Genomic DNA, 20,658 nt, shown 5'->3' with positions numbered 1-20,658 from the left:
ACGTTGGTGACACGTCACCTATTCCCCGCGGCCGCGGGCCGTCAGGAAGCGGCGAGCAGCTCCGGAATGTCCGAGGCCGTGGCCACGGCCAGGGGCTTCTGCGTCGCCGCTCCGTGCTCGGTGATGATGGCGAGGCGCGGCAGGGCGCCGTCGGCAAGCGGAGTGGTCAAAGCGGCGATGGCGCCCGCGGCCGTGGTGGAGCGGGGGAGGAAGACCGCCTGGTCCTGCTTCTCCGAGTACCGCAGGGCCTCGCGCACCGTCTTGGCGTCGAGCATGTCGTCCTCACCGAGGTCGGCGGCCACCCAGCGGGCGATGGCGTTGGTGGTGAGCAACCCGACGCATTTCCCGGACTCGTAGACCGGGAACTGGGAGATGTCCGTCTCGCGCAGCGCGCGCAGGGGAGCGTGGATGTCGTCGGACGGGGTAAACGTGATCACCTTCTGGGGGCCGACGACCTCCAAGGCGAGGGCGGGGGTCAGCAGGGCCGCGCGCAGCCGCTCGATGTCGGCGACCGTTTCCGGCAGCGGCTCCGCTATCGGCCGGAAGTCGCGGTAGGCGCCGTGGCTGATCGCGTTGCGCAGCTCCGCGTACTCCTTCAGGTCGTTCGCCTGCGACTGGGTGATGTGCTTGCGTTTCGTCGCCTGATCGACCATCCACGTGAAACGGTCTGACTTCTCGGCGCCTAAGATGTCGCGGAGGAAGCTTTCAATGTCGTTGAACGCGGCGAGAAACGCCGTGGCCCGGTTGGGAGACTCAGTCATTATTTGTCAGCGCCTTAGGAAGAGTAGACGCCGCGGTTGAGGTAATCGCAGGCTCCCATGGTGCCGTTCTGGTAGCCGCGCAGGAACGCCTCCTCGCGCTGCTGGGAGGAGCCGTGCGTCCACAAATCCGGGTTGACGCCGCCGCCGGAGCGCCGCTGGATGTTGTCGTCGCCCACCGCGCGGGCCGTCTGGATGGCGGCGGTGAGCTGGTCCTGGGTGATCGGCTCGAGGATCGCGTCCTCGCCCTTGTCCGCATGCGACGCCCACAGGCCGGCGTAGCAGTCCGCCTGGAGCTCGATGGCCACGGCCGCCGAATCCGCGCCCGGGTCGTTGTAGTTGCTCATGCCCAGCGTGCCCTCGAGCTGCTGGATGTGGTGGCCGAATTCGTGGGCCACCACGTACATCTGCGCAAGTGGCGCGTCCGAGCCTCCCAGCTGGTCGAGCTGATGGAAGAAGCTGACGTCGAAGTACGCCGTTGTGTCCGCCGGGCAGTAGAAGGGCCCCGTCTGAGCGGACGCCGGGCCGCACCCGGAGTTCACGGTGTTCTGGAAGATGTGCATGCCCGGCTGGGTATACTCGATGCCGGCCTGCTCGGGCAGCACCTCCTGCCACACGGTGTCGACGGAGACGGCCGTGGCCTCGAGGCGGCAGTCGGCGTACTCGTTGGCCGCGTTGGGCGAGTCGCAGTGGTCCAGGTTGTAGCTCCCGCCCGCAGAAATCTGGTTCTGACCCCCCTGCGGCACGGGCATCTGGCCCCCGCCCCCGCCGCCGCCCAGCAGGAGGAACAGTCCTATGAGGAGGAGGGTGCCCAGCCCGCCGCCGCCGATCATCATCGGGGCGCCGCCCATGCCGCCGCCCGAGCTTGTCGACGCCCGGTTGCCGGTGCGCTGGTAGCCACTTTTGAAAGTCATGGCAGCAATTTTGCCAAAGAATCCACATAATCACAGCCAGCGCGCCGCCCGATGGCCACAAGGGCGCGTCGCGTTTGCGCGCGGGGGGCAGGGTAGAGTGAAAGGCCGACAACGACTGACCTCTTTAGCCTGATAAGTAAGGACGTGGAAACGACAGTGCTGCGCACCCACCTTGCCGGAGACCTCCGCAAAGAACTCGACGGCCAGACCGTAACGCTCACCGGCTGGGTCTCGCGCCGCCGCGACCACGGAGGCGTCATCTTCATCGACCTGCGCGACCGCTCCGGTCTTGCGCAGGTGGTGTTCCGCGAGTCCGAGGTGGCCGAGGCCGCGCACGACCTGCGCAGCGAGTACTGCGTGAAGGTCACCGGCGTGGTCGAGCCGCGGCCGGAAGGATCCGCCAACCCCAACCTCGCGTCCGGCGAGATCGAGGTCAACGCCACCGAGCTGACGGTGCTGAACAAGTCCGCGGCGCTGCCGTTCCAGGTGGAGGACTTCTCCTCCAACGAGGTCGGCGAGGAGACGCGCCTGAAGTACCGCTACCTCGACTTGCGGCGCGAACGCCAGGCCAAGGCCCTGCGCCTGCGCTCGGACGCCAACCGCGCCGCCCGCGACGTACTGGCCAAGCACGACTTCACGGAGATCGAGACCCCGACGCTGACGCGCTCCACCCCGGAGGGCGCCCGCGACTTCCTGGTGCCGGCGCGTCTGCGCCCCGGGTCCTGGTACGCGCTGCCTCAGTCGCCCCAGCTGTTCAAACAGCTGCTCATGGTCGCCGGCATGGAGCGCTACTTCCAGATCGCCCGCTGCTACCGCGACGAGGACTTCCGCGCCGACCGCCAGCCCGAGTTCACGCAGTTGGACATCGAGGCCAGCTTCGTCGACCAGGAGGACATCATCGCACTCGCCGAGGAGATCTTGGTCGAGCTGTGGAAGCTGATCGGCTACGACATCACCACCCCGATCCCGCGCATGACATACGCCGAGGCAATGGAGAAGTACGGCTCGGACAAGCCGGACCTGCGCTTCGGCATCGAGCTGGTCGACTGCACCGAGTTCTTCAAGGACACCACGTTCCGCGTGTTCCAGAACGAGTACGTCGGCGCCGTGGTCATGGAGGGCGGGGCGTCCCAGCCGCGCCGCCAGCTCGACGCCTGGCAGGAGTGGGCGAAGCAGCGCGGCGCCAAAGGATTGGCCTACATCCTCGTCCAGGAGGACGGTGAGCTGGGCGGCCCGGTGGCCAAGAACATCACGGACGAGGAGAAGGCGGGCATCGCCGCCCACGTGGGCGCCAACCCCGGCGACTGCATCTTCTTCGCCGCGGGCGACACCAAGGGCTCCCGCGCCCTGCTCGGCGCGGCCCGCGGCGAGATCGCCCGCAAGCTCGACCTGATCAAGGAGGGGGACTGGGCGTTTACCTGGGTCGTTGACGCCCCGATGTTCGAGCCCGCCGCCGACGCCACCGCCTCCGGCGACGTGGCGCTGGGCCACTCCGCGTGGACAGCCGTGCACCACGCGTTCACCGCGCCCAAGCCGGAGTTCCGCGACACCTTCGACCAGGACCCGGGCGAGGCCCTGGCCTACGCCTACGACATCGTGTGCAACGGCAACGAGATCGGCGGCGGCTCCATCCGTATCCACGAGCGCGACGTGCAGGAGCGCGTGTTCAAGGTGATGGGGATCACCGAGGAGGAGGCGAACGAGAAGTTCGGCTTCCTGCTTGAGGCGTTCTCCTACGGCGCGCCCCCGCACGGCGGCATCGCGTTCGGCTGGGACCGCATCGTGTCCCTGCTGGGAGGGTTCGACTCGATCCGCGACGTCATCGCGTTCCCGAAGTCCGGCGGCGGAGTCGACCCGCTCACCGACGCCCCCGCGCCCATCCCGGCGGCGCAGCGCAAGGAAACCGGGGTGGATTTCAAGCCGAAGACCGAGACACCCAGCTAAGGAACCCCAATGGAACAGCCCGACGTCATCAGCGCGGCGGAGGCGATACTCACCCGCCGTTACGGCGGCGAGCAAAGGCTTGTCGACGCCACGCGGCTGCCCGGTTCAGGCTTCGCCGGGGTGTACCGCGCGAAGGTGCCGTCCAACCCGTTCCTGCAGCACCGCTCCGTCGTGGTCAAGCATTCGCCGCTGACCGGCGACCCGATAGAGGACGCCGCGTACTTGCGCGAGGTGGTGTCCTACCAGTTCACGACGTCGCTGAGCGAGGACGTGCGGCCCGGTCCCGTGCTCCTGGGCTACGACGTGGAGCAGCGCATCGTGATCATCACGGACTCCGGGGACGGCGACACGCTGGAGTCGCTGCTGGCGGACCCCGACCCGGAAAAGCGCATCAACGTGCTCCGCACCCTCGGTGCCGCGCTGGGCAGGATGCACGCCGGGACGGCGGACAAGGAGGCGTCGTTTAACGTCCTGTTCGCGCGGATGACGCGCGCGCACACCGGCAGCGAGGGGGTGCAGAACCTGCGCGACCGCATCCTCCTGCACCGCATCCGGCTGGGCCTGGACATGCTGGAGCAGGCCGGCATCGCGGTGCCCAACGAGGTGCGCGTGACAGCGTCGAACATGAGCTCCCGGCTGCTCACCGGAGGCAACCGGGCGTTTACCCCCTTCGACCTCGCCCCCGACAACGTCATCTACTCCCACTCCATCCACTTCTTGGACTACGAGTGGGCGGGATTCCGCGACGTCACCTTCGACCTCGCGTTCGTCATCGCGGGGTTCCCCAACTACGTGTCCACCGTGCCGATCAGCGAAGACGAGGTGCAGGTGTTCGTGGATACGTGGGTGCGCGAGGTGGCCGACCTGTGGCCCGAGGTTGCCCACGAGGACACGTTGCAGGCCCGGATCACGGCCGCCCTGATCGCCTGGGCCTTATCGAGCGTGTCGGTGCTCAACATCAACACCCTGGGGGACGTCTGGGAGAACGACGAAGCAATCGCGGCCGAGTTCGCGGCGGCCGGTATCGCCACCGCAGACGCGGGAGCGTCCGTGCCGCTGGAGGAGTTCGAGATCCGCGGGGATATTCTCCGCCCCGCCACCGAGGGCCGGTTTACGGCCGATGAGATGCTCGTGCGCCGCGACCTGTACGAGACCTTCGAGGCGCTCGCCCGGTACGCGGGCACCGGACGGGACCCGGCGTACCTGGTCATCTCCGAGTTCGCCCACGCGGTCGCCCGCAGGCTGAGCTAGGGCGGGTCGCATGCAGGACGGATTGTTCGGCACCGATCCGGCAGAAGGCTCTGCCGGAAACCGGGGGTCCAGCATGTTCGCGGTGGGCGAAGGCGCGCCGCTGGCAGCGCGCATGCGCCCGCGCACGCTTGATGAGGTCGTCGGCCAGAAGCACGTTCTCGGCGAGGGTACACCTCTGCGTCGGCTTGTCGACGGCTCCGGTGCCGCCTCCGTAATCCTCTACGGCCCTCCCGGAACGGGCAAAACCACCATCGCTTCGCTCATCGCCTCCACGATGGGGCAGGACTTCGTGGGCCTGTCGGCGCTGTCTTCGGGTGTCAAGGAGGTCCGAGAGGTGATTTCGAACGCGCGCCGGAACCTGGCGCGCGGTACGAAAACGGTGCTGTTCATCGACGAGGTCCACAGGTTTTCCAAGACGCAGCAGGACGCTCTCTTAGCCGCCGTGGAGAACCGGACCGTCCTCCTTGTTGCGGCCACGACGGAGAATCCGTCGTTTAGCGTCGTCGCCCCCTTGCTGTCGCGCTCGCTGCTGCTCCAGCTCAACCCGCTCGAGCCGGACGACATCGCGCGGGTGCTCGACAGGGCGATGGATGATGATGAGCGCGGCGTCGGCGGCGGCAAGAAGCTCGACCCGGGGGCTCGGCAGCAGCTGGTCCTGCTGGCCGGCGGCGACGCACGACGGGCGCTGACGTACCTGGAGGCGGCTGCGGAGGCGGTGGGCGACGGCGAGACGATCACCGCCGACGTCGTGCGCACCAACATCAACCGGGCGGTGGTGCGCTACGACCGCGACGGGGACCAGCACTACGACGTCGTCTCCGCCTTTATCAAATCCATCCGCGGATCCGACGTGGACGCGGCACTGCACTATTTGGCGCGCATGATTGAGGCGGGGGAGGACCCGCGCTTCATCGCACGCCGTCTGGTCATCCACGCCTCGGAGGACGTGGGGATGGCGGACCCGAGCGCGCTGCAGACGGCTACCGCCGCGGCGCACGCTGTGCAGTTCATCGGCATGCCCGAAGGCCGCCTCGCGCTGGCGCAGGCGACGGTGCACCTGGCCACGGCGCCGAAGAGCAACGCCGTCTACGCCGCAATTAACCGCGCCCAGGCGGACGTGGCCGCGGGCAACATCGGCACCGTGCCCGCCCACCTGCGCGACGGGCACTACAAGAACGCCGAGAAGATGGGCAACGCAGTGGGATACGTCTACCCCCACGACGACCCGCGCGGCGTCGTTCAGCAGCGCTACATCCCCGAGGGGCTGGACGACGCGGTCTATTTCGAGCCCTCCGAGCACGGGGCGGAGAAGCGGATCCGCGAGTACTTGGGCCGCCTGCGCCGCATGGTGCGCGGGTCCGAGTAGCGCGGACACGCGCCGTGAAAGGACCGCGAAAGAACCGTTAAAGGGCCGTTGATGGGCCACGACGGGGCCATGTCGGGGCCGCGGGTAAAGTGGTTCGGGATTCACAGACCCAGTCGAACCTGAACCTGAACTGAAGGACTTTGCACGTGCAGACTCATGAGATCCGGGAGCGCTTTACCCAGCACTTCGTCAACGCCGGCCACACTCCGGTGCCCAGCGCCTCGCTGATCCTGGACGACCCGACACTGCTGTTCGTCAACGCGGGCATGGTGCCGTTTAAGCCCTACTTCCTCGGTCAGCAGACGCCGCCGTTTGAAAGCGGCACCGCGACGTCCATCCAGAAGTGCGTGCGCACGCTCGACATCGAGGAAGTCGGCATCACCACCCGTCACAACACGTTCTTCCAAATGGCGGGCAACTTCTCCTTCGGCCAGTACTTCAAGGAGGGTGCGATCACGCACGCGTGGACCCTGTTGACCAACGCCGTGGAAGACGGCGGCTACGGGCTCGACCCCGAGCGGCTGTGGGTGACCGTCTACCTCGACGACGACGAGGCCGCCGAGATCTGGGAGACAAAGATCGGTGTTCCGGCCGAGCGTATCCAGCGCATGGGCATGGAGGACAACTTCTGGTCCATGGGCATCCCCGGACCGTGCGGCCCGTGCTCTGAGATCTACTACGACCGTGGTCCTGAGTTTGGGAAGGAAGGCGGGCCGATCGCGGACGACACCCGCTACCTCGAGATCTGGAACCTGGTGTTCATGGAGTCCATCCGCGGCGAGGGAGACAAAAAGGGTGGCTTCGACATTGTGGGCGAGCTGCCGAAGAAGAACATCGACACCGGCATGGGCGTGGAGCGCGTCGCCTGCATTCTCCAGGGCGTGGACAACGTCTACGAGACGGACCTGCTGCGCCCGGTCATCGACGCGGCCGTGAAACTTACCGGCGCCTCCTACAACGCGGGCAACGCGGGAGACGACGTCCGCTTCCGCGTGATCGCCGACCACTCTCGCACCGCCATGATGATCATCCTCGATGGCGTCACGCCGTCGAACGAGGGCCGCGGTTACATCCTGCGCCGACTGCTCCGCCGCATCGTGCGCTCGGCCCGACTTCTCGGGGCCACGGGTAACGTGCTGCCCACCTTCATGGATACGATCATGGATACCATGACGCCGTCGTTCCCGGAGATCGCGGACAATCGGGAGCGCATCCAGCGCGTTGCCAGCGCCGAGGAGCGGGCGTTCATGAAGACGCTGGAGTCGGGCACCCACCGGTTCGAGGAGGCCGCCGCCTCGGTGAAGTCCTCCGGCAAGGCGACCCTGCCCGGCGCCCAGGCCTTCGAGCTGCACGACACCTACGGTTTCCCCATCGACCTCACCTTGGAGATGGCCCGTGAGGCGGGCCTCGAGGTGGACATGGACGCGTTCAACACCGAGATGGCCGCCCAGCGCCAGCGCGCGAAGGCCGACAACAAGGCGAAAAAGCAGGGCAACGTGGACGAGTCCCTCTACCGGGAGTGGGTGGATGCCTCGCCGACGGAATTCGTCGGCTACAGCGAGCTGACCCACGACGCCAAGGTCATCGGCCTGGTGCGCGACGGCCAGAAGGTCACGGAGGTGTCCCAGGGCGACGAGGTCGAGGTGATCTTGGACGTCACCCCGATGTACGCGGAGTCCGGCGGCCAGATGGGAGACCGCGGCCGCATCGTCGTGGGCGACACTGTCCTCAACGTGGGCGATGTGCAGAAGATCGGCAAGAAGCTCTGGGTGCACAAGGCCACCGTGCAAAACGGCGGCCTCGACCTGGGTCAGTCGGTCACCGCAGAGGTTGACGGCGCGTGGCGCCACGGCGCGCGGCAGGCGCACACCGCGACCCACCTCATCCACGCCGCGCTGCGCGAAGTCCTCGGCCCGACAGCGGTGCAGGCGGGCTCGTTGAACAAGCCCGGCTACCTGCGCTTCGACTTCAACTACACCGAGCAGCTCTCCGAGGAACAGATGGAGGAAATCACCACCATCACGAACCAGGCCGTCGACGCGGACTTCGCCGTCAACACCATCGAGACGTCGCTGGAGGAGGCGAGGGCGATGGGGGCCATGGCCCTGTTCGGCGAGAACTACGGCGACATCGTCCGCGTGGTGGAGATCGGCGGGCCGTTCTCCATCGAGCTGTGCGGCGGCACGCACGTCGAGCACTCTTCCCAGATCGGCCCCGTCGCCGTGCTCGGCGAGTCCTCGGTCGGCTCCGGCGCGCGGCGCATTGAGGCGTACTCGGGCCTGGAATCCTTCCGCTACTTCTCGCGCGAGGCGGCGCTGGCGTCCGGGTTGGCCGCCGAGCTCAAGACGCCGACCGATCAGCTTCCCGAGAGGATTGCGCAGCTCACCGAGCGCCTCCGCGCCGCGGAGAAGGAGCTGGAAACGCTGCACCGCCAGCAGCTGGTCAGCCAGACCGCGGAGTACGCGACCCAGGCGCAGCAGGTGGGCTCGTTTACGCTGGTCGCCTTGCAGCTTGCCGACGGCATCGGCGCCGGCGACCTGCGCACCGTCGCCGCCGACGTGCGCGAGCGCCTCGGCGCCGCGCCCGGTGTGGTGGTGCTCGCCTCCGCCGACAACGGTAAGGTGCCTTTCGCCGTCGCCGCCACCAAGGCCGCCGTCAATGCCGGGATCAAGGCGGGCGACCTGGTCAAGCTCTTCGGCGGCTACGTCGGAGGCAAGGGCGGCGGCAAGCCCGACCTCGCCCAGGGCTCAGGCTCGAATGCCGACGGGATCGCGGCGGGACTCGCGGCGGTGCGCGACGACGTGGCGCAGCGCTAGTTTCGGGTACCGTAAGATAACAAATCGGACACGGAGCACGGCCTGGCCCAGGACCCAATCCAGCTTGAGTGAGGAGCCCACGCGCATGAAGGTACACCCCGACACACCAGGTGTGGACGACCCCGGAAAGGGACGCCGCATCGGGCTCGACGTCGGGACCGTGCGCATCGGGGTCGCCGTCTCGGACCGCGACGCCCGCCTGGCCATGCCGGTGGAAACCATCGACCGGGTGACGGGCTTTAGGGACCGCGACGGGGCCGACATTGACCGCATCCTCAAGCTCATCGACGACTACGCCGCCGTGGAAGTGGTCGTCGGGCTCCCGCGGGACCTGAAAGGCAACGGATCGTCCAGCGTGAAGCACGCCAAGGAGATCGCGTTCCGCATCCGGCGGCGCAGCGATGTCGCCGTCCGCATGGGCGACGAGCGGCTGACCACTGTCGCGGCCACCCATGCGCTTCGTTCATCCGGCGTCAGCGAGAAGGCCGGCCGAAAGGTGATCGACCAAGCTGCTGCGGTGGAAATTCTGCAGTCGTGGCTCGACGGCCGACTCACCCAACTGAAGGAGACCCAGCAGTGAATTCTCGACAGCTTTCTCGTCAGCGCACCCTAGGCACCGCAGTTGTGGTCGTCTCCATCCTGCTCATCGTGGGCCTCATCGCCTGGATCGCGGTGTCCCGCAGCGCCGGCGGCGGAGATTTCAGGGGCGAGGGGACCGGCGAGGAGCAGGTGGTGGAGATCAATGAGGGCTCGAGCGTGTCCGCCCTCGGCCCGCAGCTGGAGGAGAAGGGGATTGTGAAATCCAACTCCGCATTCCAGTCGGCGGCGATGGCGCACCCCGACTCGCACAGCATTCAGCCCGGTTTCTACCGCCTCCAAAAGGGCATGAGCGCGGAGTCCGCGGTGACCGCCCTCCTCGATCCCGCCAACCGCATCACGCCGGTTCAGGTGCACGGCGGCTCCACACTCATGGACGTCAACGTCGTGGGGGGCCCCACCCGCCAGGGCATCTATTCGCAGATCGAGCAGGTCTCGTGCGGGGATGCGCCGACCGCGGACTGCGCGAGCGTCGACAAGCTCACCCAGGTAGCCGCGAACGCCGACCCGGCCTCGCTGGGTGTGCCCGAGTGGGCGCGGGAAACGGTAGCGGCGCGGGCGGGGGACCCGAAGCGGCTCGAGGGCCTCATCGCACCGGGGGAGTATATCGTGGATCCCAGCGCCGACGCGGACGCAATCCTGACGGACCTGATCACCCGCTCGGCCAAGCAGTACGAGGCCACGGACATCGTCACGCGCGCCGAGGCCGTCGGCCTGTCGCCGTACGAGCTGCTCGTCGCCGCGTCTCTGGTAGAGCGCGAGGCGCCCGCCGGCGAATTCGACAAGGTGGCCCGCGTGATTCTCAACCGGCTGGAGGCGCCCATGCGCCTCGAGTTTGACTCCACGGTCAACTATGACCTGCCCACCGTCGAGGTGGCCACTGGGGACACCGCGCGCCAGCGGGTCACGCCGTGGAACACCTACGCCATGGACGGCTTGCCCGAGACCCCCATCGCCTCGCCGTCGATGGAGGCGATCACGGCTATGGAAAACCCGGCGGAGGGCAACTGGCTGTTCTTCGTCACCGTTGACAAGGACGGCACTACCGTGTTCAACGACACGTTCGAGCAGCACTTGGAGGACACCCAGCGCGCCTACGAGTCCGGGATCCTGGACTCCCAGCGCTAATGGCGGCCACGACATACCGGGCGGCCGTGCTCGGATCGCCCATCGCGCACTCGCTTTCCCCGGTGCTCCACTCCGCGGGATACGCTGCGGCGGGCCTAGATACCTGGGAATACTCCCGCATCGAATGCACCGCCGAGCAGCTGCCCGGCGTGGTGGGTGGCGCCGACGAGTCTTTCCGGGGATTCTCGGTGACCATGCCCGCGAAGTTCGCCGCCTTGGAGTTTGCCACGGAGGCCACGCCGCGGGCGCGCGCGATCGGGTCGGCGAACACGCTGACGCGCATTCCCGGCGGGTGGCGGGCCGACAACACAGACTGCGAGGGCATTGCTGGCGCGCTGGACGTGCTCCTGAGCGACGCCGGCGCGGAATCTGCCCCGGAATCTGCCCTCGTCGTAGGTGCCGGCGGTACGGCGAGACCCGCGCTGTGGGCGCTGGGGGAGCGAGGGGTGCGCACGCTGACGGTGCTCAACCGCAGCGACCGCGCGGCCGAGATCGCGCCGCTGGTGCGCGGCGCGGACGTGCGTTTTGTGGGGTTCGACGCCTCCCCCGACGAGCTGGAACAGCTCGCGATCCAGGCGGACGTGATCGTGTCCACGGTGCCCGCCGCGGCCCTCGAGGAGTACGCGGGCCTGTTGGCGCACGCGCCGGTGCTCGACGTCATTTATGATCCGTGGCCCACCCCGCTGGCTACCGCCGCCGCGGCCAACGGGTACACGTCAGTGGGCGGCCTGGTCATGCTCGCGGAGCAGTCTTTCTCCCAGTTCGAGCAGTTCACGGGTGTTGCGGCGCCACGCAGGCAGATGCGGGAGGCGCTGTTCCGCCACCTTGCTCACCGCTCGCTCTGACCTACACTCGCCCCATGTTGATCGGGGGTTTGGTAGCGGGTGCGTGGAGCCTCGCGTTAGTGCGCTATGACCTGTCGCGCCAGCGCCTGCCCGATGTGCTCACCGTGCCCGCCGCGCTGGTCGCCGCGGCCGCGTGCCTCGTGTGGCCGGCCGGGCTCATGGGATGGGTGTGGCCGGTGGCGTACCTGCTGGGCGGTCGGGGCGTGGGTGGCGGCGACATCAAGCTCGCAGCGTCTTTGGGAGTGTGGTGCGCTGTGGCCGGCGGGCTCGCGGCGGTCCTGGTCGCAATCGTTCTCGCCAGCGTGTTTACCCTCGCGGCCGCCGCTGCGCTGAGGAAGCGGGCGCTGGCCCACGGCCCGTCGATGCTGGCCGCTGCATGGATTGTCGCCCTTTATGGACTCTGGGGTGCCGGCTTGTGAGACAATGCAGGACATGCTTCGTTGGATCACTGCCGGGGAATCCCACGGCCGGGCGCTTGTCGCCATGATTGAGAACATGCCGGCTGGCGTCCCCATCACCCGGCGGGAGATCGCCTACCACCTGGCCCGTCGTCGCCTGGGGTACGGCCGCGGGGCGCGGATGAAGTTCGAGGCGGACGAGCTGACACTGCTCGGCGGCATCGTGCACGGGCGCACGATCGGCAGCCCGATCGCCATCCAGATCGGCAACACGGAGTGGCCGAAGTGGACCACCATCATGTCCCCGGACCCGGTGGACATGGACGATCCGGAGGTGGCCAAGGCGATGGGGTCCGGCCGCGGCGCCCGCCTCACGCGGCCGCGTCCGGGCCACGCCGACTTCGCCGGGATGATCAAGTACGGGCATGAGCACGCGCGCCCGGTCCTGGAGCGCTCGTCGGCACGCGAAACCGCGGCGCGGGTCGCGGCGGGTGCGGTGGCGCGGGCGTTCCTGCGGGAGGCGCTCGGTGTAGAGGTGGTCTCCCACGTCATCTCGATCGGGGAGTCGGAGCCGTACACCGGACCCGCGCCCGCGCCCGCGGACATGGAGGCCGTCGACGCGTCCCCCGTCCGCGCGTTTGACAAGAAGGCAGAAGAGGACATGATCGCCCGCATCGAGGCGGCGAAGAAGGACGGGGACACCCTCGGCGGCATCGTCGAGGTGGCCGTTGACGGGCTCCCCATTGGGCTGGGCTCCCACACCTCCGGCGATGCCCGCCTTGACGCGCAGCTGGCGGCGGCGCTGATGGGCATTCAGTCGGTCAAGGGCGTCGAGGTCGGCGACGGCTTCGAGGAGGCGCGCCGGCGCGGCAGCGAGGCGCACGACGAGATGGTGCGGGACACCTCGGGCGTGCGTCGTATGACCAACCGCGCGGGCGGGCTCGAGGGTGGCATGACCAACGGGGAACAGCTGCGCGTGCGCGCCGCCATGAAGCCTATTTCGACTGTTCCCCGCGCCCTGCGCACCGTGGATATGGCCACCGGGGACGCGGCCACCGGGATCCACCAGCGCTCCGACGTGTGCGCCGTTCCCGCCGGCGGTGTCGTCGCCGAGGCGATGGTGGCGCTCGTGCTGGCGCGCGCGGTGAAGGAGAAGTTCGGCGGGGACAGTCTCGAGGAGGTCAAACGCAACGTTATCTCCTACAATGACTATGTTTCTCAGCGCTTGAGTTTCGGAGGACTGGATGATTGATTCTGGAAGCACCGAGGCCGAAATGGTCACCCCGGTGGTCCATTCCCGCCCCAGGGTGGTCCTCGTCGGGCCTCCCGGGGCGGGCAAGACGACGATCGGCCGCCGGCTGGCCAGCGCGCTGAACCTCCCCCTCGTGGATTCCGACGAGCTCATCGAGCAGGGCGAGGGCATGCCCTGCGGCGATGTGTACGTCCAAAACGGCGAGAAGAAGTTCCGCGAGATCGAGGCCGATTACGTCGCCCGCGCCCTAGCCACCGGCGGCGTGGTCAGTCTCGGCGGGGGAGCCGTGCTTAACGACGCCACCCGAACGCTGCTCAAACCCCACACCGTGGTCTGGATTGATGTCAGCGCGGAGGAAGGCATCCGCCGCACGGCGAACGAGACATCGCGCCCCGTGCTCAGCGCGGCAGACCCGGAGCAGCACTACCGCGACCTGGTCGCCGCCCGCGAGCACCTCTACCGGGAGGTCGCCGTCCACCGGGTGCGCACGGACGAGCGGCCCCCGCAACGGGTGGTTGCAGAGGTGCTGGGAATCATCGATTCGCAGTAGGACGTAGAACACGTAAAAAGAGGTAAGGGCATGGCAATCGTCGAGGTCAACGGGCCGTCACCGTACAAGGTGCACATCGGCCACAGCAATTTGGATGAGGTGACCGCGCGCATCGGTCAGATCGGTGCGCGCAAGGTGCTCGTCGTCCACCAGGTGCCCCTGGCGGCTGTGGCGAGGGAGATCTGCGGCAACCTCACCTCGACGAGCATCGAGTGCGAGCTCGCCCCGATCCCGGACGCCGAAGACGGCAAAACGCTCGAGGTCGCCGCGGGCCTGTGGGCGCTGCTCGGCGAAAAGCGTTTCGGCCGCCAGGACGTCGTCATCGGTGTCGGAGGGGGCGCGGCGACGGACCTAGCGGGGTTCGTGGCCGCGACGTGGATGCGCGGCATCAAGGTAATCCAGGTGCCGACGTCCCTGCTGGGCATGGTGGACGCCGCGGTCGGGGGCAAGACCGGCATCAACACCGCCGCCGGCAAGAACCTCGTCGGAAGCTTCCACGAACCGGATTCCGTGTTCATCGACCTCGAGCGGCTGCACACCCTGCCGGAGGAGGAGATCGCCTCCGGCTCGGCGGAGCTGATCAAGACGGGCTTCATCGCGGACCCGCGCATTCTCGAGCTCTACATGGGAAACCCACACGCCCACTTCGCGGAACTCGTACAGCGCTCCGTGGCGGTAAAGGCCGCCGTGGTGGGTCGTGACCTCAAGGAATCCGGCCTGCGCGAGATCCTCAACTACGGCCACACGCTGGGCCACGCGATCGAGCTGCGGGAGGACTACGCGTGGCGCCACGGCAACGCGGTGGCCGTCGGGATGATGTTCGTCGCCCACCTCGCGCGCAACCGCGGTCTGATCGGGGACGAGATCGTGCAGATGCACGAGGACGTTCTCCGGAGCGTTGGGCTGCCCACCACGTACGATGCGGGCGCCTTCGACGAGCTCTACGAGGCCATGACGCGCGACAAGAAGAACCGCGACGGCCGCGTCCGTTTCGTGGCTCTGAACGGCCTCGGCTCCTGCACCCGCATTGAGGACTCCACGGTCGACGAGATGCGCGCAGCGTACGCTGCTATCTCATGAGCTCCATGAAAGTCTTAGTTCTCAACGGGCCCAACTTAAACCGCCTCGGCAAACGGCAGCCCGACGTGTACGGCGCCGAGACGCTGGCGGACGTCGACAAGCGACTCGGCGACAAAGCCCGCGAGCTGGGGGTGGAGCTGGAGTGCCGCCAGTCCAACCACGAGGGCGAGCTGATCGACTGGGCCCACGAGGCGGCGGACGCCCGGTGGAGCGTCATCATCAACCCGGGGGGCCTCACCCACACCTCGGTCGCGCTGCGCGACGCCCTGGCCGAGGTCGCCGACGCCGCCGGGTTTGTCGAGGTCCACATTTCCAACATCAACGCGCGCGAGGACTTCCGCCACCACTCGTACCTGTCCCCGATCGCCCTCGGCGTAATCGCGGGCCTGGGCACGGTGGGTTACGACCTCGCGCTCGAGTACTTCACCAGGAGGAACCATGCCACTTGCTGACACCCGTTTTGCCACCCGCCGCCGCAAGCTCGCGAGCCAGCTCGCCGCGCAGCGTGTCGACGAGATGCTGGTGACCAACCTCATCCACATCCGCTATCTGTCCGGGTTCTCCGGCTCCAACGCAGCGCTGAAGGTGGCCAAGGACTTGAGCGCTTCAATTTCCACCGACGGGCGCTACCTCACGCAGGTGGCGGCGGAGGTGCCGGACATCGAGGCCGTCATCGCCCGGCAGTGCGCCCAGGAGCTGCTCGCTCGCGTGCCGGAGGGCCGCCGCGTCGGCTTCGAGGCGGACTACGTCTCAGTCGCCGAGCTGGAGCGGCTGCAAGAGGCGTGCCCGGACAACGTGACGCTCGTGCCGGTCACGGGTGTTATCGAGCAGCTCCGGCTGACCAAGGACCCCGTCGAGCTGCAGTTGCTCACCGAGGCCGCCGACCTCGCCTCCCAGGCGTTGACCGGTTTGGTCGAGGCGGGCGAGATCGCCGCTGGCCGCACCGAGCGCGAGATCGCCGCCGACCTCGAGTTCCGCATGCGCACCCTCGGCGCCGAGCGCCCCAGCTTCGACACCATCGTCGCCTCAGGGCCGAATTCCGCCATGCCGCACTACGGTGCGGGCGAGCGCACGCTTGCCGACGGCGACCTGGTCACCGTAGACTTCGGCATGCACCGCCTCGGCTTCAATTCCGACATGACCCGCACCTTCGTCATCGGCCACGCCACCGACTTCGCCCGCGAGATTTACGACGCCGTCCTGCGCGCGCAGCTCGCCGGCGTGGCCGCCGCAACACCGGGGACGGCGCTGCAAGACGTCGACAAGGCGGCGCGCGACGTGATCGAGGAGGCCGGGTTCGGGGAGTACTTCGTGCACTCGACCGGCCACGGCGTCGGCCTCGAGGTGCATGAGTCCCCGTACGCCGCGACGACGGGCACCGGCACCCTCGAGGAGAACACGTTGCTGACCATCGAGCCCGGCATCTACGTGCCGGGAAAGGGCGGGGTGCGCATCGAGGACACGCTCATCATCACGGCGGGCGAGCCGGAGATCATCACCCGCTGGGAGAAGGAACTGACCATTATCTAACGCGGGGTTTTACGCGGCCACCGTGTGGCGGTGTAGCATTGCCGTGTTTGGATACCACCCCCGACCTTTTAGAAAGGCACTGAAGTGGCAACTACCGCCGATTTCAAGAACGGTCTCGTGCTCAAGGTTGACAACAAGCTGCAGCAGATCATTGAGTTTCAGCACGTCAAGCCCGGCAAGGGACCGGCGTTCGTGCGCACCAAGCTCAAGGACGTCGTCTCCGGCAAGACCGTGGACAAGACGTGGAACGCGGGCGTGAAGGTGGAGACCGCGACGGTGGACCGCCGCGACATGACCTACCTTTACAACGACGGCACCAACTACGTTGTCATGGACGACAAGACCTTCGAGCAGTACGAGCTTTCCGCCGACAAGTTCGGCGACGCGGCCCGCTTCCTGCTGGAGAACATGCGGGTGCAGGTGTCCTTCCACGAGGGTGAGGCGCTCTTCGCCGAGCTCCCGATCTCCGTGGACCTCAAGGTCGAGCACACCGAGCCCGGCTTGCAGGGCGACCGCTCCACCGGCGGCACCAAGCCGGCGACGCTCGAGACCGGCGCCGAGATCCAGGTGCCGCTCTTCCTGGAGACCGGCAACGTGGTCAAGGTGGATACCCGCACGGGCGAGTACCTCTCCCGTGTCAACCAGTAATGGCTGATTACAAGCGCCATGGCGCGCGGTACCGCGCGCGCCGCCGGGCCGTGGACATTCTTTTCGAGGCGGAGACCCGCGACATCGACCCGGTGGCGGTCGTCGAGGACCGCATTCAGCTCGCGCAGGACCCGCACAACGCCGTCGCGCCGATCGCGGAGTACACCCGCGAGATTATCGCCGGCGTCGCGGAAGAGCTCGATGATGTCGACGACTCCGTGGAGCGCTTCCTCTCCGAGGACTGGCAGCTCGATCGGCTCCCCGCCGTGGACAGGCAGATCCTGCGCGTGGCCACGTGGGAGATCCTCTTCAACGACGACGTGGCCGCGCCGATCGCGATTTCCAACGCGCTCGCGATGGCGGAGGAGTACGCCGGAAACGCCGCCCCGCCGTACATCCACGCCGTGCTCGACGACATTGTGCAGTCGTCGGGCGAGGCGGCCGACCTCGCGCCCGGCGACGCGGTGGAGCCGGAGATCCTCGTCGACGAGCCCCTGGCCCGTCCGCTCGAACCCGGCAACTAGGCACTGCAGATACTGCAGATACAGTAGAGAGCACCCGTTGACTCGTTCAGCGGGTGTTTTTACATACCCGTACGTAATGTGAGCGCTTAAGGAGAATCAGGTGGCGAAGATCAGCGTCAAAGAGGCGAAGCAGTTCCGCGTGGGGGAGGGTTTCCGGATCGCGGACGTCGACCCCGCCTCGACACCCGACCTCGATGGCACGGAGGACGTGGACGACGCCTTCGACGCCTACGACGACGAGCTCGAGGACCTCCAGGAGATGCTCTACGCCAACGCGCGCGCCGACAACGCGGAGGCCGGCACGATCCTGCTCGTCCTGCAGGGCATGGACACCTCGGGCAAGGGGGGAATCATCCGGCACGTCGTCGGCGCGACGATGGACCTGCAGGGCGTGGATGTGCACGCTTTCGGCGCGCCGACGCCCGAGGAGCAGGAGCACGACTTCCTGTGGCGCTTCACCTCGCTCGTGCCCGCTCCCGGCCGGGTCGTGGTCTTCGACCGTTCGCACTACGAAGACGTGCTCGTGCAGCGCGTGAAAAAGATGGCTCCCCCGGAGGAGATCGAGCGCCGCTACGGGGCGATCGTCCAGTGGGAGAGCGAGCTGGCCGCCCAGGGCGTGAAAATCATTAAAATCATGCCGCACATCTCCCGAGACTTCCAGGAGGAGAATCTGCGCGAGCGGATCCTGAACGAGGAGAAGCACTGGAAATACAACCCCGGCGACATCGACGACCGCGCCCTGTGGTCCGAGTACATGGAGGCCTACGAGATCGCGATGACGCGCACGTCCACCGACGCCGCACCCTGGTACTGCATCCCGTCCGACAACAAGGACTACTGCCGCACCGTGGTCAAGACGCTGGTGTTCGACGCGCTGGAGTCCCTGAACCTGTCGTGGCCCGAGGCCGACTTCGACCCCGAGGTGGAGCTGGAGCGCCTGAGCCGGTCTTAATCCCCGCAGGTCAAACGATCTGGATCGATTCAAGTACCAAAAACCCCATTTGACTAGGGGATATAGGGTAGTTCACTATGTGTGGGTGATTAGAACCAAGAAGATTCTCGCCGCCATCGCCACCCTCGGCGCGGCCGCCACGCTCGTCTCCTGCTCCTCCACCGGGGGCGCGCCGCGCCCGGAAGGGGAGGGCGAGACCGCCGGGGGCGTCGACACGCCCCGCTACGTCGTGTCCATGGTCACCCACGGGGCCCCCGGGGACACCTTCTGGGACCTCGTGCGCAAGGGCGCGGAGGACGCCGCGGCGAAGGACAACATTGAGCTGCGCTACTCGTCGGACCCGCAGGCGCCGAACCAGGCAAACCTGGTGCAGTCCGCCATCGACTCCGGCGTCGACGGAATCGCCGTAACCCTGCCCAACGCGGAGGCGATCGGACCCGCGGCCCAGCGCGCGGTGGAGGCCGGCATCCCCACCGTCGGCCTCAACGCCGGGATGAACGAGTACGCCGACTACGGCCTGAGCGGGTTCTTTGGCCAAGACGAATCCGTCGCGGGCGAGGCAGCCGGCGCGCGCCTGAAGGACGAGGGCGCCAAGAACGTGCTGTGCGTGATCCATGAGCAGGGCAACTCCTCTCAGGAGGCGCGCTGCGCGGGCGTGGCCAAGGGCCTCGGCGACGGGAAGGTCGAGCTGATCTACGTCAACGGCCAGGACCTCGTCTCCGCCCAGGCCACGATGCAGGCGAAGCTGGCGCAGGACCGGGACGTCGACACCGTCTTCGGGCTGCAGGCGCCGGTAGCCATGCGCGCCATCGAAGCGGTCAAGGATGCCGGGTCGGACGCGACGATCGCCACCTTCGACACCAACGCCGAGCTTGTCGACGCCATCGCGGACGGGCGCATCAAGTGGGCCGTCGATCAGCAGCCCTACCTCCAGGGCTACTTGGCCGTGGACTCGCTCTGGGTGGCCAAGCGCAACGGGGGCACCCTTGGCGGCGGGCGGCCGGTCTACACCGGCCCGAGCTTTGTCGACGCCTCCAACGTGGACACGATCGCGGAGGCCGCCAAGGTGGGCATGCGATGAGCGAGGCCGCAGATGACCGTCTGCGCCGGCGCACCGGACTCGCGGCGCTCATCCGCCGGCCCGAGCTGGCGAGCCTGCTGGGACTTGTGCTCCTGATCTTCCTTTTCGTCACCGTCGCGCCGGCGTTCCGCTCCTTCGAGGCGGTGGCCACCATCCTGTATGCAAGCTCAACCCTGGGAATCGTCGCCGTGGCCGTCGGCGTGCTCATGATCGGCGAGGAGTTCGACCTCTCCAGCGGCGTGGCGGTGACCACGGCCGCGCTGGCGGCGTCAATGCTCAGTTACAACCTCCACCTCAACGCGTGGGCGGGCGCGCTCAGCGCCCTGGTGATCTCCCTGGCCATCGGGGCACTCAACGGCGTGCTTGTCGCGCGCACGGGGATCCCCAGCTTCCTCATCACCCTGGCGGCGTTTCTCATGCTCCAGGGCCTCAACCTCGCCGTGACGAAGCTGGTCACGGGCCAGGTGGCCACACCGAGCATCGCGAACATGGAGGGCTTCGAATCCGCACGCGCCGTCTTCGCGAGCTCGTTCACCCTCGGCTCGGTCAGCATCCGCATCACGGTCGTGTGGTGGCTCCTCTTCGTCGCAGCCGCCTCGTTCGTCCTGTTCAAGACCACCTTCGGCAACTGGATCTTCGCGGTCGGCGGGAACAAGGAGGCGGCGCGCGCGTCCGGCGTGCCCGTCACGCGGGTGAAGATCATCTTGTTCATGTTCGTGGCGTTCGCGGCGTGGTTCGTGGGCATGCACACGCTCTTCGCCTTCGACTCCATCCAGGCGGGCCAGGGCGTGGGCAACGAATTTCTCTACATCATCGCGGCGGTCATCGGCGGCTGCTCCATGAACGGCGGCCGGGGCACGGCCGTCGGCACCGCCATCGGCGCGCTCATCTTCGGCATGACCAACCAGGGCATCGTCTACGCCGGGTGGAACCCCGACTGGTTCAAGTTCTTCCTCGGCGCCATGCTGTTGTTCGCCGTGTTGACCAACACCGCCTTTGCCACGTACACGAAGAACAGGTAGGG

At 67.6% G+C, this 20,658-nt stretch carries 20 protein-coding genes; 18 read left to right on the top strand and 2 right to left on the bottom strand.

Features of this window, described 5'->3' with window-relative positions; translation table 11 throughout:
- Positions 1-41 precede the first annotated feature (41 nt).
- A complete protein-coding gene (locus BLS40_RS03330) occupies positions 42-761 on the bottom strand; it encodes a CBS domain-containing protein (RefSeq protein ID WP_092148712.1) in 720 nt (239 codons plus the stop codon).
- Between the two features lie 14 nt (positions 762-775).
- On the bottom strand, positions 776-1,672 hold the full coding sequence (gene ypfJ / locus BLS40_RS03325) for a KPN_02809 family neutral zinc metallopeptidase (RefSeq protein WP_092148709.1): 897 nt from the start codon (positions 1,670-1,672) through the stop codon (positions 776-778).
- Between the two features lie 156 nt (positions 1,673-1,828).
- Between ypfJ and aspS the strand changes: the two genes are divergently transcribed.
- From aspS to BLS40_RS03235, 18 genes are all read left to right on the top strand, one after another.
- Positions 1,829-3,616, top strand: coding sequence for an aspartate--tRNA ligase (gene aspS / locus BLS40_RS03320; protein WP_092148706.1), 1,788 nt, complete (start codon positions 1,829-1,831; stop codon positions 3,614-3,616).
- 9 nt (positions 3,617-3,625) lie between these two features.
- Positions 3,626-4,867, top strand: coding sequence for a phosphotransferase (locus tag BLS40_RS03315; RefSeq protein WP_092148703.1), 1,242 nt, complete (start codon positions 3,626-3,628; stop codon positions 4,865-4,867).
- A 10-nt stretch (positions 4,868-4,877) separates the two neighbouring features.
- A complete protein-coding gene (locus tag BLS40_RS03310) occupies positions 4,878-6,233 on the top strand; it encodes a replication-associated recombination protein A (protein ID WP_092148700.1) in 1,356 nt (451 codons plus the stop codon).
- A 146-nt stretch (positions 6,234-6,379) separates the two neighbouring features.
- Positions 6,380-9,049: an alanine--tRNA ligase gene (gene alaS, locus BLS40_RS03305; RefSeq protein ID WP_092152113.1), complete on the top strand. Its 2,670-nt coding sequence runs from the start codon at positions 6,380-6,382 to the stop codon at positions 9,047-9,049.
- A gap of 85 nt (positions 9,050-9,134) precedes the next feature.
- Complete coding sequence (ruvX, locus tag BLS40_RS03300; RefSeq protein WP_092148697.1) at positions 9,135-9,629, top strand: Holliday junction resolvase RuvX; 495 nt, start codon at positions 9,135-9,137, stop codon at positions 9,627-9,629.
- On the top strand, positions 9,626-10,774 hold the full coding sequence (mltG, locus tag BLS40_RS03295; protein WP_092148694.1) for an endolytic transglycosylase MltG: 1,149 nt from the start codon (positions 9,626-9,628) through the stop codon (positions 10,772-10,774). The genes ruvX and mltG overlap by 4 nt, the downstream gene beginning before the upstream one ends.
- Complete coding sequence (locus tag BLS40_RS03290) at positions 10,774-11,619, top strand: shikimate dehydrogenase (protein WP_092148691.1); 846 nt, start codon at positions 10,774-10,776, stop codon at positions 11,617-11,619. Before mltG ends, BLS40_RS03290 begins: the two co-directional genes overlap by 1 nt.
- A 14-nt stretch (positions 11,620-11,633) precedes the next feature.
- Positions 11,634-12,038: a prepilin peptidase gene (locus BLS40_RS03285; protein WP_092148688.1), complete on the top strand. Its 405-nt coding sequence runs from the start codon at positions 11,634-11,636 to the stop codon at positions 12,036-12,038.
- A 13-nt stretch (positions 12,039-12,051) separates the two neighbouring features.
- On the top strand, positions 12,052-13,269 hold the full coding sequence (gene aroC, locus BLS40_RS03280) for a chorismate synthase (protein ID WP_092152111.1): 1,218 nt from the start codon (positions 12,052-12,054) through the stop codon (positions 13,267-13,269).
- Positions 13,262-13,819, top strand: a complete 558-nt coding sequence (locus BLS40_RS03275; protein ID WP_231908500.1) for a shikimate kinase — start codon at positions 13,262-13,264, stop codon at positions 13,817-13,819. Before aroC ends, BLS40_RS03275 begins: the two co-directional genes overlap by 8 nt.
- A 30-nt stretch (positions 13,820-13,849) precedes the next feature.
- The gene (gene aroB / locus BLS40_RS03270) at positions 13,850-14,899 is read left to right on the top strand and encodes a 3-dehydroquinate synthase (protein ID WP_092148682.1); all 1,050 of its coding nucleotides are present in this window, start codon (positions 13,850-13,852) and stop codon (positions 14,897-14,899) included.
- 5 nt (positions 14,900-14,904) lie between these two features.
- A complete protein-coding gene (gene aroQ / locus BLS40_RS03265) occupies positions 14,905-15,351 on the top strand; it encodes a type II 3-dehydroquinate dehydratase (RefSeq protein WP_092152108.1) in 447 nt (148 codons plus the stop codon).
- Positions 15,338-16,429, top strand: a complete 1,092-nt coding sequence (locus tag BLS40_RS03260; RefSeq protein WP_092148679.1) for a M24 family metallopeptidase — start codon at positions 15,338-15,340, stop codon at positions 16,427-16,429. The genes aroQ and BLS40_RS03260 overlap by 14 nt, the downstream gene beginning before the upstream one ends.
- 84 nt (positions 16,430-16,513) lie before the next feature.
- Positions 16,514-17,077: an elongation factor P gene (efp, locus tag BLS40_RS03255; RefSeq protein ID WP_092148676.1), complete on the top strand. Its 564-nt coding sequence runs from the start codon at positions 16,514-16,516 to the stop codon at positions 17,075-17,077.
- A complete protein-coding gene (nusB, locus tag BLS40_RS03250) occupies positions 17,077-17,601 on the top strand; it encodes a transcription antitermination factor NusB (RefSeq protein ID WP_092148673.1) in 525 nt (174 codons plus the stop codon). Before efp ends, nusB begins: the two co-directional genes overlap by 1 nt.
- A 100-nt stretch (positions 17,602-17,701) precedes the next feature.
- Positions 17,702-18,553: a PPK2 family polyphosphate kinase gene (locus tag BLS40_RS03245; protein WP_092148670.1), complete on the top strand. Its 852-nt coding sequence runs from the start codon at positions 17,702-17,704 to the stop codon at positions 18,551-18,553.
- An 88-nt stretch (positions 18,554-18,641) separates the two neighbouring features.
- On the top strand, positions 18,642-19,634 hold the full coding sequence (locus tag BLS40_RS03240; protein ID WP_407922423.1) for a substrate-binding domain-containing protein: 993 nt from the start codon (positions 18,642-18,644) through the stop codon (positions 19,632-19,634).
- Positions 19,631-20,656 carry an ABC transporter permease gene (locus BLS40_RS03235; protein ID WP_092148667.1) on the top strand — a complete coding sequence of 342 codons (1,026 nt, stop codon included), beginning with the start codon at positions 19,631-19,633 and terminating at the stop codon, positions 20,654-20,656. Before BLS40_RS03240 ends, BLS40_RS03235 begins: the two co-directional genes overlap by 4 nt.
- The last annotated feature ends 2 nt before the right edge of the window (positions 20,657-20,658 follow it).

Origin of the sequence: Corynebacterium mycetoides, from assembly GCF_900103625.1 — a bacterium.
Taxonomy (GTDB): Bacteria; Actinomycetota; Actinomycetes; order Mycobacteriales; family Mycobacteriaceae; genus Corynebacterium; species Corynebacterium mycetoides.
The sequence above is the reverse complement of the archived record's forward strand: the minus strand, read 5'-3'. Positions and strand labels throughout refer to the sequence as shown.